The organism is Mucilaginibacter sp. 22184, from assembly GCF_052045695.1.
GTDB lineage: Bacteria > Bacteroidota > Bacteroidia > Sphingobacteriales > Sphingobacteriaceae > Mucilaginibacter.
The window spans coordinates 411,818-425,876 of record NZ_JBQEPI010000001.1 but is presented as its reverse complement, the minus strand read 5'-3'; the positions used below and the strand labels follow the sequence as shown (position 1 = coordinate 425,876).

10 protein-coding genes are annotated in these 14,059 nt (G+C 43.9%); 3 read left to right on the top strand and 7 right to left on the bottom strand.

The features are described 5' to 3' along the window. Positions 1-7: 7 nt before the first annotated feature. The 5 genes from ACTJKG_RS01740 to ACTJKG_RS01720 all read right to left on the bottom strand — a co-directional run bounded on the left by ACTJKG_RS01740 (position 8) and on the right by ACTJKG_RS01720 (position 8,509). A complete protein-coding gene (locus ACTJKG_RS01740; RefSeq protein ID WP_440738171.1) occupies positions 8-1,399 on the bottom strand; it encodes a TolC family protein in 1,392 nt (463 codons plus the stop codon). Positions 1,400-1,569: 170 nt separating this feature from the next. Next, positions 1,570-1,965 carry a hypothetical protein gene (locus tag ACTJKG_RS01735; RefSeq protein ID WP_440738170.1) on the bottom strand — a complete coding sequence of 132 codons (396 nt, stop codon included), beginning with the start codon at positions 1,963-1,965 and terminating at the stop codon, positions 1,570-1,572. Positions 1,966-2,168: 203 nt separating this feature from the next. Further along, positions 2,169-3,950 (bottom strand): DUF885 domain-containing protein, encoded by a 1,782-nt coding sequence (locus tag ACTJKG_RS01730; protein ID WP_440738169.1) that lies wholly within the window; start codon positions 3,948-3,950, stop codon positions 2,169-2,171. A gap of 472 nt (positions 3,951-4,422) precedes the next feature. Beyond that, complete coding sequence (gene uvrA, locus ACTJKG_RS01725; RefSeq protein WP_440738168.1) at positions 4,423-7,269, bottom strand: excinuclease ABC subunit UvrA; 2,847 nt, start codon at positions 7,267-7,269, stop codon at positions 4,423-4,425. Positions 7,270-7,525: 256 nt separating this feature from the next. Further along, positions 7,526-8,509, bottom strand: coding sequence for a phosphotransferase (locus ACTJKG_RS01720; protein WP_172335977.1), 984 nt, complete (start codon positions 8,507-8,509; stop codon positions 7,526-7,528). A gap of 256 nt (positions 8,510-8,765) precedes the next feature. On the opposite strand from ACTJKG_RS01720, the gene ACTJKG_RS01715 reads away from it, so the two are divergent. Continuing rightward, entirely contained in the window at positions 8,766-9,167 is a 402-nt protein-coding gene (locus tag ACTJKG_RS01715; RefSeq protein WP_172335978.1) for a hypothetical protein, read from the top strand. A gap of 9 nt (positions 9,168-9,176) precedes the next feature. On the opposite strand, the gene ACTJKG_RS01710 is transcribed toward ACTJKG_RS01715, so the two are convergent. Continuing rightward, the gene (locus tag ACTJKG_RS01710) at positions 9,177-9,518 is read right to left on the bottom strand and encodes a superinfection immunity protein (protein WP_440738167.1); all 342 of its coding nucleotides are present in this window, start codon (positions 9,516-9,518) and stop codon (positions 9,177-9,179) included. 335 nt (positions 9,519-9,853) lie between these two features. Here ACTJKG_RS01710 and ACTJKG_RS01705 point away from each other — a divergent pair, with 335 nt between their 5' ends. Beyond that, positions 9,854-11,005, top strand: a complete 1,152-nt coding sequence (locus ACTJKG_RS01705) for a DUF3800 domain-containing protein (RefSeq protein WP_440738166.1) — start codon at positions 9,854-9,856, stop codon at positions 11,003-11,005. Positions 11,006-11,222: 217 nt separating this feature from the next. Here the strand turns inward: ACTJKG_RS01705 and ACTJKG_RS01700 are convergent, their stop codons facing one another. Continuing rightward, a complete protein-coding gene (locus ACTJKG_RS01700) occupies positions 11,223-11,786 on the bottom strand; it encodes a lytic transglycosylase domain-containing protein (protein ID WP_440738165.1) in 564 nt (187 codons plus the stop codon). Positions 11,787-12,236: 450 nt separating this feature from the next. On the opposite strand from ACTJKG_RS01700, the gene ACTJKG_RS01695 reads away from it, so the two are divergent. Next, positions 12,237-13,670, top strand: coding sequence for a pseudouridine synthase (locus ACTJKG_RS01695; RefSeq protein ID WP_440738164.1), 1,434 nt, complete (start codon positions 12,237-12,239; stop codon positions 13,668-13,670). Positions 13,671-14,059: the final 389 nt, after the last annotated feature.

Here is a 14,059-nt window from a genome sequence, read left to right as displayed (position 1 = left end):
AGTTAAATTATTTTAAAAGGTTTAAAACGGTATTGACCTGATTTTCGGTAACGGCTTTCTGGAACAAGGCCCCGGTGTAAGCGAATTTGGCCTGTGCCAGGTCTGTTTCGGCACGGTAAAGGATATTGAGCGCGGCATTGAGCTCAATAATATCGGTTAAGCCGCTTTTATATAATGACAGCTTTTGCCGGTAACCTTCGTTAGCCGCTTTTAACTGTCGCGGAATTTCCTGCAAGCGCTGCCTGGCGGTTTCCAGTTCAACATCGGCCTGGCTGGCGCTGATGGATAGCAGTTGTTTTTGCTCGGCCAGCTTTTGCGAGCTGTAGTCGGTGGTTGCCTTTTGGGTACGTAGCTTGAGCTGGCGGCGGCGGATATCAAACAAATTATAGGATAAGCCGATACCTACAAGGTAATTGCTCCTGTCGACACCCAGGCCACTTGACAGGCTGTTGAAATGATCATTAGCATCGATACTTGATCCCCGGCCCCAGGCCGCGGCTTCGAACATGATCTTGGGATTATAGCTTTTTTTAACCATATCCTCGCGCTGCAGACTGTTTTGGTATACCGACCGGTAATAGTTGATCAAAGGGTGATTAGCCGTATCGGGATTTAAGGATTGTACCACTGCCGACTGCCCGATCAGCGTCATCTCGGCGGTAGTATCCGGAACGATGGATTGGTAGGGCAAACCACTAACCGACGAAAGCTGTAATTGCACCTGCTTTTGCTGGTTCATCAGTTCGATATAATTTAACCGGGCTTTTGACAGCTCGGCTTCGGATATGCTGGTATCAACGCCAGCCCGCACACCACTTTTAGCCAATGACTGTATGGAGCGAAGGATTTCGGTATTGCGCTGTATATTGAGCGACTGTATACCCAGCAGATCATGCAGGCGCAACAGTTGCAGATAATTGCTGATGGTATAGGCCCGTAACTGGTATTTGGTGCTTGCAAATTGATTTTGCTCTACCTGGATATCAGAATTGGCCACTTTGTTTTGAGCGCCGTAAGAGCCGAAATTATAGATCTCCCAGTCGAGGGCAGCTACACCCACAGTGGCGGATACGGTAGAGCTGTTGCTTTCGGCGCGTACTTTAGAGTCGGCTGGGATAATGCCGAACCCAAAATAAGGGCCGGCCACATTATTGTTGGTGCCTAAATCGGCCTGGTAATTAAGTCGCAGGTTGGGCAACCAGTTGCTATGCGTTTCGGCTGCCTGCGTGCGGCGGATTTTGATAGCCGCGGAGTCGGTAAGCAGGGTTGGCGCATTCTGATCAACCCGGTTAAGCAGCGTTTTTAGACTGACTGCCGGATCATTGTTTTGTTGTGCATAGGTATTTACTGCCAGGAGCAGGCCCAGGGCAATACATACGGTTATTTTTAAACTTTGCATAAGTTTCTGAAAATGAACTTATACCGGCGGCTGTTAAAAACTAAGCAGATAGGATGCATTAAAAGCATCACCCTAAAGGCAAGCATACAGTAAATACCGGTAAATGATAGATAACTAGTTTGAATACATGACGGAGCATAAGCTCAGGGGCCTGAGCAGGCCCCATCAACTCAAATTTTAAAGGTGCAGAAGGACAAATAGGAGTATTGTGAATCGGTGACTGAGCAATTAATGTTGAGCAAACGCTGCGGATTGAGTTTCCAGAGACGCTGTGCAAACAACAGGATGATAAAACTGCCCACCACCATACTTAACAAATCAATAGCCGATTTTTTATCATTCATGACAAACTTATCGGTACGCTGAAAAAAATTGGTGTGGGAAATGCTGGTCACAATGGTTTCAATCTTTCTTTTAAAGATGGAATTATGACTTACGGCGGCTTCGGCTACAGGCCCTGTTAAACGTGGTAAAAAAAAGATATGCGATACGGCAATAAAAACATAGCAGGCAGCTATGCATAGCACTTGCAATTTTTTAAGGATATCTGTATTACTTTGTTTCACGCAGGCAACAATTTTATACAACAAAGGTCAAAAAAAAACCAATTGTTTTTATGCAAAAATATTGTTGCAATATGAAGTACTGATGAACTTAATGCAAAATAGTTGCGATAGGGTGATATAAAAATTGCCCGTGATAATACGGGCAATGGTGTGAATATGAAAGTTGCCCGTGAGGATACGGGCAACGGAAAATAGTTTGTGTATTATTGTTTCGCGGCCCAGGCGTTCATTTTGGCTTCGAATACGGCAAGTGGCATGGCTCCGTCTTTAAGCACCTGGTTATGAAATTCGGCCAGGTTAAATTTGCTGCCCAGCTGTTTTTCGTACTTGTTACGCAACTCGCGTATTTTAAGCGCCCCTATTTTATAGCCCAGTGCCTGACCCGGGATAGCCATATAGCGTTCAATTTCGGCGGTGGCGCCTTGCTCGCTGATGGCTTCGTTATCCATCATGTATTTAATGGCCTGCTCGCGGGTCATGTTTTTGGTGTGGATGGCCACATCAACCACCAGGCGGATGGCACGGTGCATCTCGTCGCCCAGAGCGCCCATGTATTGGTAAGGATCGGTATACAGGCCCAGTTCTTTACCTAAGGATTCGCAGTACAGCGCCCATCCCTCTACGTAGGCATTCTCATTCTGATCAAACCGTCTGAATTTTGGCAGTGAACTGTTTTCCTGGGTCAACGAGATTTGGTAATGATGGCCGGGGATAGCCTCATGCAGGAATAATGACTCCATGCCCGAGGTAATGTTGAATTTGGTAGCATCCAGTATCGGTACATAAAATATACCCGGTCTGCTACCATCGGCGGATCCTGCATTATATTCGGCACTGGCTGATGCTGCCCTGAAAGCTTCCGTTTGCCTGATCTCGAAAGGCGTTTTAGGCACGTGGTTAAACATTTTCTCCAGGTTTGGTTCCATGCGTTTGTGGATGTTTTCAAACGCGGTTAAAACCTCTTTTGGGGTTTTGTAAGGGGTGAACTTAGGATCAGTTCGCATGTATTCAAAAAACGCCTGCAGATCGCCCTTAAAGCCAACACTGGTTTTGATGCTGTCCATAATACCACGGATGCGGCTTACCTCTTTCAATCCAGTCTGGTAAATTTCCTCAGGCGTTTTGTCAGTAGTGGTTTGTTGTTTTACCAGGTAGGCATATTTGGCCGTACCATCGGGCAAGGCTGAGTAACCCGAAGTTGTACGTGCGTGCGGCAAATACTCGGTTTTTAAATAATCGGCCAGTTTTTTATAGGTGGGCGAAATAACGGTGGTGATGGCCTTTTTGTAAGCTTCGGTGAGTTGTTTTTTATCAGCATCAGAAAAGTCTTTGGGCAGATTGGTGATCGGGCCGTAAAATAAACTTTTTGTAGGGTCAGCAACTACCAGATCCTGCAATTCGGGAATGGTTTTTACTACCAGCGCTTTGGGCAAAACTACACCGGCTTTGATGCCTTTATTGAAATTGCTGATGGCGGTATCGGCCCAAACTGAAAATGCCGATACGCGTTTTAGCCAATCATTATAATCCTTTACGGTTTTAAATGGTTGTGAACCCGAGCCCGAGCCTAACTGCCCTATAGTAAGTGGCAGTGCATAGAACTGGTTAAAGGGCATGTATTCAAAATGCTGTTTAAAACCGTCCAATGCGAGCTGAGCCTCGTAAGTAAAAATATCGTAGGAAAGCTGGTCGGCCTCGCTAAGGTCTTCCCGGTTAAAGTGTTTTACCTGTGCCAGGTAGTTTTCATAAAAAGCTTTTGATTTCGCTAAAAATTCTGCCGAGCCATCATTGGGCAGCTGATCATTATAGCGGTTATCGCCAATGCCGGTGGCAGTAAGCGGGTATAGTTTTAATGATTCTTCAAAGTAATTGTTAAATACTTTGACCAGCTCCGGGTTGTCGGTTTTGGATGAACTGTTTGTTTTAGGCTGATTACATGCGGCTAATACAATCGCAGCGAAGAGGTAAAGGACGGTTTTCTTCATTTTAGTTAGTAGTTAATGAGTAAAGCTAACAAAATGAAAATAAAGAAAACTGTGCGTGAATCACCTTTTAGTTGAAAGCATGATGCACAAGCCTGATTCGATACGTCATTCCGAGGAACGAAGCGATTCCTTTTATACAGGGCGAAGATGAATGTCGTAGAGCGCTCAATTGCCGCTGAGGCTGTTACTTTTGTCTTGATACAAAAGTAACCAAAAAATCAAGTCAGCAGAAATGCTTCTTTGCGCGCAAGGCCTTTGCTCTGCAAATCGGGCAGAACCATCCCGATAGCTATCGGGACTAAACCTTACCGCCACTTCGTTCTCTCAGTCCCCCACGCTTCAGGTAAGGTTCGCTATGCCCTTACAAGCGCACATCTCACCATTGTTCTGCCCGCTTTCACCCGAAGCTTATTTGCTGACGAGGAAAGAAAGGTTTTTCAATCAATAATTCACTAAATCATTAATTCAATAATTAATTTATTCCCATTTCCTTTTTCAGGAACTGACCGGTAAAGCTGTTTTTAACCTTGCATAGTCCTTCTGGCGTGCCGGAGAATAGGGTATTCCCACCTCCTGATCCACCTTCGGGGCCTAGATCTATCACGTGGTCAACCACTTTAATTACATCCAGGTTATGTTCAATTACCAGTACGGTGTTGCCTTTATCAACAAGCTGGTACAGTACGCCCAGCAGTACGTTGATGTCTTCAAAATGCAAACCGGTTGTTGGCTCGTCCAGTATATAAAAAGTATTGCCAGTATCCTTTTTGGAGAGCTCAGTAGCCAGTTTAACACGCTGCGCCTCACCACCGGACAACGTTGTGGAGGCCTGCCCCAGGGTAATGTAACCCAAACCTACATCATATAAGGTTTTCACCTTGCGGTATATGGATGGAATATGCTCAAAAAATGGCGTAGCATCCTCAATGCTCATGTCCAGTACATCGCTGATGGATTTGCCGCGATAGCGTACTTCCAGTGTTTCGCGATTGTACCTACGACCTCCGCATTCTTCGCAAGGCACCTGTACATCGGGTAAAAAGTTCATCTCGATCACTTTCATACCGGCGCCCTGGCAGGTTTCGCAGCGGCCGCCTTTTACGTTGAAGGAGAAGCGACCTGGTTTATAACCTCTGATCCTGGATTCGGGCAGGGCCACATACAGGTTACGGATATCTGAGAACACCCCGGTATAAGTAGCCGGATTGGATCGCGGTGTACGACCGATTGGTGTTTGATCGATCTCGATCACCTTGTCGATATTTTCTAACCCTTCAATTTTTTCATAAGGCAAAGGCTGTTTCTTGGCCCTGAAAAAATGATGGTTTAGTATAGGATACAAAGTTTCAGTGATGAGACTTGACTTACCGCTGCCCGATACGCCGGTGATGCCAATGAGTTTACCCAGCGGAAATTCAACCGATACTTTTTTCAGGTTATGGCCGGTAGCTTTTTTCAGGCTCAGCGTTTTGCCGTTACCTTCCCTGCGTTTTGCAGGGATGGCAATGGAACGCTCGCCGTTGATATAGGATGTGGTGAGCGTATGTTTGGCCATCAGCTCGGCCGGGGTGCCTTCGGCCACTACCTGTCCGCCATGTACGCCAGCCGCCGGACCCATATCAATCACGTGGTCGGCTTCCAGTATCATATCTTTATCATGCTCTACCACCAGCACGGTATTGCCCAGGTCGCGCAGGTTTTTGAGGGCATTGATGAGGCGTTCGTTATCGCGCTGGTGTAAACCGATGCTGGGCTCATCCAGGATGTACATCACATTCATGAGCTGCGAGCCTATCTGCGTGGCCAAACGGATCCGCTGTGCTTCACCGCCTGAAAGGGTTTTGGCCGTACGGTCGAGCGTTAAATAGCTCAAACCCACATCCAATAGGAATACAATACGTGCACGGATCTCTTTCAGGATCTCTTTGGCAATTACATTCTGGCGCTCGGTCAGCCTGTCTTCCAGGTTGTTGAACCACTCCTGCAGGGTACGGATGTCCATACAGGCCAGTTCAAATATATTTTTATTATCGACTTTGAAATGCAGCGACTCCTTTTTTAATCGGGCACCCTCGCAAACCGGGCAGGTTTTTAACACACGATAATTTTCCATATCGTCCATGCCTTCGTCGCCGCGACGCTCCTGCTGCTCTTCCAGCATACGCACAATACCGTCAAAAGTGATCTGGTAGCTTTGTACATTCCATTTGTTGTACTCCACGGCAACAGTGATCATATCCGGCGATCCGTTCAGGATGATATCCTTTTGCTCGGGCGTCAGTTTTTCGATCGGGGTCGACAGCGAAAACTCATACTTTTTGGCGAGCGATTTCAACACCTGGAATATCCAGGTTTCGCGGTACTCGCCAATAGGCGCAAGGCCGCCATTCATGATGCTTAGTTTGGGGTTGGGGATCACCGAAGCTTCGTCAACCTCAAAAATATAACCTAAACCGTTACACTTTTCGCAGGCGCCATAAGGCGAGTTAAAGGAAAATGTATTGGGTTGTGGTTCATCGTATGATATACCCGACACCGGATCCATCAGATACTTGCTGTAATACGCAACGTTGTTGTCCTTATCGCCTACGCGGATGATGCCCTTGGCAATTTTAAGGGCTGTTTGTACCGAAGTATATAAACGCTTGCTGTCTTTTTCGGATACCACCAGGCGGTCAACCACAATATCAATATCGTGTATCTTGTAACGATCCACCTGCATTTTGGGCTCCACATCGGCCATGGCGCCATCTATCCATACTTTCAGATAGCCTTGTTTGCGAATCGATTCAAAAAGCTCACGGTAATGACCTTTTCGGGCTTTTACCACCGGGGCCAGGATATTTACCGGCTGCCCGTCGAATTTTTCGGTAATGGTTTTCAGGATCTGATCTTCGCTCATGCGCTCCATCTTCTCGCCGGTAGTGTAGGAGTAGGCCTCGCCGGTACGAGCAAAAAGCAGGCGCATAAAATCATAGATCTCGGTAATGGTACCTACGGTTGAGCGAGGGTTTTTGCTAGTGGTTTTTTGCTCAATGGCAATAACCGGGCTCAGGCCCGAAACCTTATCCACATCGGGCCGTTCCATACCGCCCATGAACTGGCGCGAGTAGGCCGAAAATGTTTCCATATAACGGCGCTGCCCTTCGGCATAAATGGTATCAAAAGCCAATGATGATTTGCCGCTGCCACTCAAACCGGTGATCACTACCAGCTTGTTGCGCGGAAAAGAAACATCAATATTTTTTAAATTATGTACCCTGGCGCCATAAACTTCAACTTCGCTTTGTTCGCCCAGGTCAACGGTTATTTCGTTCATATATGTAATTGGTACCAAATTTATTAAACCCGGGTAAACGGGTTTGCTTTTAAAAGCTTGTTTAAGATACAGCCTTTAAAAAGAAAATGCTAAAAATTTAAGCAAATGTACAAAAAATTGATGTGGATTGTATGCTAAACGTGTCAGCATAAGGTTAATATTTACGGGGTTAAGGAGAACGATAAAATGCAATTGTCATTTGCCAGGCGTAAAAGATCTCTCCTCGTACCTCGTTCGAGATGACAATAAGTAGAAATTAGCAGCCCGCCACAATCTGCAGTGAATCATCCAATCTTCTCAATCCCAAATGGTGTTGCAACTGTTCCCGATGAACCAGGGCATATTGCAGGCGGTTGTCCATATTGGCCAGGCTGAGTTTCCCGGTCCAGATGAGGTCGTGAAATTCCCTGAATCCGGGCACGGGCATATCCGGATCGATGGGTTTATCGGGTGTTTTGCCCACAATCGTAAAAACAACAAAGTAAAACAGGTGAAGGATCTGCCGCATCAGGAAAAAGCGCGCGAGCTGATACTCGGTAGCTTCCTTACCAAAGTAAGTTTTTAGATAGATCTTTTCATCGTCCTCATTCTTCACCAAAAAATTGGCCATGATGGCCAGGTCCAGGTAGCGGTCGTTTAAAAAGGCGGCTTCCCAGTCAACCAGCCATACCCGTTCGCCATCAAATAGGGTGTTCTCGGGTTTCAGGTCGTTGTGGCAGCCTACCTGGTCTTCGGGATTGCGGGGGTAGATGTTTTTAACCTGGGTGTAAAAGTCGAACAGTCCGGTGGTTAGTTCATCAGGCATCAGTTCATCGTCCCTGAATTTTTCAATAAACTCCCCAATTTTATCCAGATAGTTGATGCGGAAAGGGAATGGCGGCAATGCATGCAACTGACTAAGCAAAGCAGGCAGTTTTGTTTTTGCTTCCTCCATCGGGAAAGGCTTGGCATCTATAAAATCAATAATAGCAATCCTGTCATCTACATTGGTATACCACACCTTGGGTGCTATCCCGGCTTCGGCAGCGGCTTTCATGCAGTTATATTCCAGCGTTGGATCGGCCATGGCATCGGTGCGGGTAATGATGCGGAGCAGATAAGGCTTTCCGCCAACCACGATCCGGAAAACCAGGGCCGTGGAAAGGCCGGCGGTGAGCTCACGGATATCTTCCAGGGTATTGGTGCCAAAGGCTGCCAGCAAGGCATGGTCAACAGCGTTTTTTTTACTCTCAGGAATCATAAATTCAGGTTTTAAAATGGTGATGATGAGGCAAATATATTTACGGCTTTCTGCTTTCGATAGCTTTTTAAAGTATATTTTTTGAAGCGTACTTTTTAGATAAAATGAACGTTTACCCTGAAGATTAGTTACTGAATTATTGATTTAGTGAATTAGTGATTTTTTTCTTTTCCTTCACTTACCTGGTCCTTTTTTCCAGCATATCTGTAGCATTTTTCTTTTTGCCTGCGTATGGTTAATAAATCACAATCCTGTAATGATGAAACATTTAGCCCTGCTTTGGAGTGCTGTTATTATGCTGCTCGCACTGTTTTTGATGACCTCTTGTAAAGACAATCATCAAAGCCTGAAGGCCGATGACGAAAAAAAGCTCAAAGAGTTTTATACCAATATTCAAAAAATGACACAGCAGTTTAACTGCGAAAATATCAACGACTGGAAATTTACCGCCATTGGCTCAAAAGCATGCGGCGGCCCCACGGGTTTTATAGCCTACTCTATTAAAATGGACACAACTGCCTTTCTGCAGAGGGTGCGATCATATACCGAGCAGCAGGCTGCGTTTAATAAAAGATGGGATGTAAGCTCAGATTGTATGATGGTTCAGTCGCCCCAGGGTGTAGCCTGTGAAGATGGTAAACCGAAGTTTGTTTATTGAGCAGTAGGTTTAACTATTTCTTAATATTTTTTGTTTTTCAACTTCATATTCAGCTTGTGTAATCGCACCTTTATCTAATAACTCCTTAAATTTTAGCAATTCATCTGATCTAGATTTTGTTTGTGGGTTATTATAAATTATTATTGGTTTATCAGGGGTAAGTGCCCATACCAACGCAACAACCCACCCTATGAAAGACCAGCCTAAAAATAAATTCAATAAGGCAATTGCAGTGGCATCTCTTTTCTTGCGGCCTAATATCGCGGGAAGAAAATAGAGTAATACACCAATGACCAATAAGAATAATATTAGGAATAGGGGTTGATTTGCGGGGATTTGTAAGATTATCATTTTGATAAGGTTTAGTCAAATATAATAAAAACCATTCAGCTTATAGTCGTTGTTATCACCACCCCACTTATCGCCGAAGCTTTGAACGGAATAACATAATTAGTGATGCGGTGATAACAACAACTATAGGCTGAATTTATGGTTCGCGAAGGGAGTAAAAACATATTTAATAGGAGAGCGAAACTCAAGTTTTAGACCTTTTAAACTCCGCACTTTACACAACTTAATGCAAAAATAAACTAAATCCACATCTTTAATATAGATATTAAAAGATGTGTATCTTCATTTTGAAAATTTTATGATAATCGTTATACGACTAATCTAATTCAATCAAAATGAGTAATATAATTGCCTTTGCAGATGAATATGGAAACAACTCTTTTGAGTTTAATGCTCAAGGAAGTCATTTTATCGTAGCCAGCGTCATATTCAGGAAAGATAAGTTACAGGAAAATCAAATTTTATTCGAGAAGATTAGAGCCAAATATTTTCAGACGGGTGAAATGAAATCGAAAAAAGTTGCTGATAACCATAGTAGGAGAATAAAGATTTTAAATGAATTAGTTGAGATTGATTTTTCGATATATGCCGTTATTGTTGACAAACGAAAATTGGAAGGTGAGGGCTTTAAGTACAAACAGTCATTCTACAAATTCCTAAATGGGCTCGTTTATAAAGAACTTTTCAGAACCTTTCCTGATCTCGACCTTGTTGTCGATGAACATGGTGAAAATGAATTTATGAGGCAGTTCAAGAAGTATGTACAAAAGCAACATATGCCTAATCTATTTTCCGGAAGTGAATTTACTTTCGGCACAAGTCATGCAAATAATATGATACAGCTTGCTGATTTTATTGCAGGAACACTCGGTCGATGTTTTGATGAGACCAAACAATCAGAGGAAAGCGCAACATTTCTCAAAATGTTAGAGCCGAAGATCACGAGCCTTAACCATTTTCCTAAGGATAATCGGACTTATTATACAGAGGCTGTTAAGGAGGAACCTTTATTTAACCCAGAAATAGCTGAGGCAGGATTTAACAGTGCGAACCTTTTTATAGATCAAAAGAAGGTAAAAGATCAATTCGATACTGACCAAGTTAATTGTGTTAAGTTATTATTGTTGTACTTCAATAACTATCGTTTTAATAAGTACACATCGACAAAGGAATTATTACAGCATTTAAATTCTGGTCGTGTTGAACCTTTAACAGAGCATAGTTTTAGGACTAAAATTATAGGAAAGATAAGGGATATGGGTGTGCTCGTGGTAAGTAGCAGTTCAGGAGAAAATACAGGCTATAAGTTACCATCCAATATAAAAGATCTGCATAAATTCATCAGCCATGGAAACAGTATGATTTTGCCGATGCTTAATCGTATCAAAATATTAAGAGATAAAATCAAACTGTCGACATTAAATACCATTGATATTGTTGAAAAAGACGAATTTAAAGAATTAAAAAAGCTATTAGATATATTTTAATTAAAAGACCGCTACCACAAAAATCACGCTTATGGCCATATGCAATGAACAAAACTTGACTAATCATAGCTAACTTACTAAAAACAAAAAAGTCCTGCTTTCCATCTGGGAAAGCAGGACTCAGGGTGCTCCGTAATGTATTGTTTAATTAAAGATGATGAGTATAAGTGAAGCACAAAAAAGCTTGATACTTGATACTAACTACTCGATACTAACCTTAATTAAAATTCAGCAATTGTGTAGACGGGGTCATGGCGAAATAATCGTCGTACCCGAACTTTTTAGGTTGCTGGATAATCGCTTTCATCGCAATAAGCTTGTACACATATGAACCGGTTTCGCGGTTCAGGCTCATGCGGAAGTAATTATCTTCATTTTGTCTGTTTATAGCTCTTTCCAGCTTAACAGAGCCGTTGTTGTACGCGGCTGCAGCCAGTGTCCAGCTATTAAACTCACCGTATAGTTCTTTGATATACTTGCAGGCTGCAATGGTTGATTTGCGCAGGTTATTGCGCTCATCGACCCCATGGCCCACTCTAAGCCCGTAAGTACGCGCGGTGCCCGGCATAAACTGCCACAGACCACGTGCTCCCCGGGGCGAAGTGCCTTCACAAAGGCCCGACTCCACCAGCGGGATGTACTTAAAATCATCGGGGATACCGTAAAGTCTCAAAAGCGGTTCAATAATAGGGAACCATTTTTCGGCTTTGCGATGCAGAATGGTTGACTGAACGGTTTTGAAAGTGTGCTGTTTAAGCGATACTTTCAATTTTCGTGTCACCCGCGCATCGTTTACAGGTAAAGCTTCGTTTGCAAAATTGTATGCATTTGCATTGCTTTTTATAAAAATAAATTTCGAGTTCCGATGGCTAATATCTCCAGTGCTCACAACCTTTTCACTGATGGTTGTGCTGAAAATATTGAGCTTTGAAATGAGAACCAGCACTAGCATTACGGAGCACGTAAATAAGTGTTTTTTGATCATTTCTTTCTTTATCATTAACTATACATTTGGTTAAAATGTGCTGCAAAGGTAGGCTATACAGGGCACATAATCAAATACTTAGCAAAATACTAAATATTTTAGTTGCGGTTTTTGGTCCAAAAACGGGCTTTAAAACTGTTTAAACCCGGTTTTTGAACCGCTTAAAATTTTTGCTTTTTTTGATTAAAAATTGCCAAAAAAGCGTATCTTTGACCCTCACGCTGCGAAAGCGCAAAACAAAAAAATATGGTATTTAAGAGACCACAAGGTAGTCGCGACGACAAGCCAAAAAGAACAACAGGCCGGAGCTCAGGAAGCGACGAAAAACCCAAAAGGCCTGCAACCGCAAAAGGCAAAGCCACGCCAAACGGAGAGAAAAAGAAATTCACCAAACCAGAACCCAAAACTTTTCAAAACAACAGGTTTAGTGACGACAAGCCCAAAAGCAATTTCAGGGATGGCGCCTCATCATCCGGTGAAAGAAAATCTGGCGGAAGATCAAAACCTTATTCGGGCCGCCCGTCTGGCGATAGCTCATCATCATTTAGCCCGCGCAGCAAGCCATACTCTGGCAGGCCAACAGGCGGCGATGAGGAAAAACCGAAAAGAAGTTTCGGCTCCAATTCAGCAGGCGACAGGAAGCCGTACTCGGGCCGCCCATCATCTGGTGACGACGAAAGACCAAAAAGAAGCTTTGGCGGCAGCGCCACCGGCGACAAAAAACCATACTCATCCCCACGTACCCGCTCAGGAGCAGGTGCCGAAGGTAAACCCAAAAGAAGTTTTAGCGAGGGCGGCGACCGTAAGTTTGGCAACAGGCCAACCGAAGGCGGTTTTAAAAAACGCGATGACGCCTCGTTTAAAGATAAACCTTACCGCGATAAACCATCGCGTGATCAGGATGCCCCGGCTAAAACCATGCGTGGCCGTAAAAACCCCGCTGCACCAAAAGCTAAAGACGATGGCCTTATCCGCCTCAACCGTTATATATCCAACGCTGGTATCTGCTCTCGCCGCAAGGCCGATGAGCTGATCATTGCCGGTGTGGTTTCGGTAAACGGTGTGGTGGTTGACGAACTGGGCGCCAAAGTTGATCCCCAAAAAGACGATATCAAATACAACGGCGAAACCCTTCGCCGCGAAAAAATGGTTTATGTGTTATTGAATAAACCAAAAGACTATATTACTACTACCGAAGATCCGCAGGAACGCCGTACCGTAATGCACCTGGTTGAAAAAGCAACCAAGGAGCGCATTTACCCTATTGGTCGTTTAGACAGGAACACCACCGGCTTATTGCTCATGACCAACGATGGTGAACTGGCCGACAAGCTGTCGCACCCGCGCAGCAACATCAGCAAGTTGTACCAAGTGGAGCTAAGCAAAGCTTTAACCCAGGGCGATTTGAACAAAATTGGCTTTGGTGTTGAACTGGAAGACGGTGTGATAAAACCCGATGCGGTATCATACGTAGCCGGCGGCACCAAAAGAGAAGTAGGCATACAGATACATAGCGGTAAAAACCGTGTGGTTCGCCGTATTTTTGAAAGCCTTGGTTACGAAGTAGTAAAGCTTGATAGAGTGGTTTATGCCAACCTCACCAAGAAAGATCTGCCCCGCGGCAAATGGCGTTTCCTGGACGAAAAAGAAATTATCCAACTGAAGCATTTGATTAAATAGAGGTACGGATTGGTGGATGTCTGAACCATGATTCACCAGATTAAAGGATTGCCCCGATTTTTAAACAAATCAGGTTGATCCTGAAATCCTAAAAATCAGGGTTCAGAAACAAAAACAGGGCTATTTTAGCCCTGTTTTTGTTTAATATGCTTGTGTCCAATTGTTAATACTTTTTAAAGCTTTCAAGCTTCATCAGAAATTTGTTAAAATCGATAGTTTTGAATCAATTTTGGATGATTTTTGAAGTGTTTTATATCGCTTTTTGACCAGAAAGGTGATGAAATGCCAGGTTTAAAAAGTTTTTATTTCGGGGTTGATGTCCTTTGGGTGAGAGGGCTTTTTTTTTAGCAATTTTGTTAACTTGCGGTTCGTAACCCAATTCATCTCTT

Coding starts and splice junctions, on each gene's coding strand:
- ACTJKG_RS01705 (WP_440738166.1), top strand. CDS start 9,854: ATGAGTAATATAATTGCCTTTGCAGATGAATATGGAAACAACTCTTTT.
- ACTJKG_RS01715 (WP_172335978.1), top strand. CDS start 8,766: ATGATGAAACATTTAGCCCTGCTTTGGAGTGCTGTTATTATGCTGCTC.
- ACTJKG_RS01720 (WP_172335977.1), bottom strand. CDS start 8,509: ATGATTCCTGAGAGTAAAAAAAACGCTGTTGACCATGCCTTGCTGGCA.
- ACTJKG_RS01710 (WP_440738167.1), bottom strand. CDS start 9,518: ATGATAATCTTACAAATCCCCGCAAATCAACCCCTATTCCTAATATTA.
- ACTJKG_RS01740 (WP_440738171.1), bottom strand. CDS start 1,399: ATGCAAAGTTTAAAAATAACCGTATGTATTGCCCTGGGCCTGCTCCTG.
- ACTJKG_RS01695 (WP_440738164.1), top strand. CDS start 12,237: ATGGTATTTAAGAGACCACAAGGTAGTCGCGACGACAAGCCAAAAAGA.
- uvrA (WP_440738168.1), bottom strand. CDS start 7,269: ATGAACGAAATAACCGTTGACCTGGGCGAACAAAGCGAAGTTGAAGTT.
- ACTJKG_RS01730 (WP_440738169.1), bottom strand. CDS start 3,950: ATGAAGAAAACCGTCCTTTACCTCTTCGCTGCGATTGTATTAGCCGCA.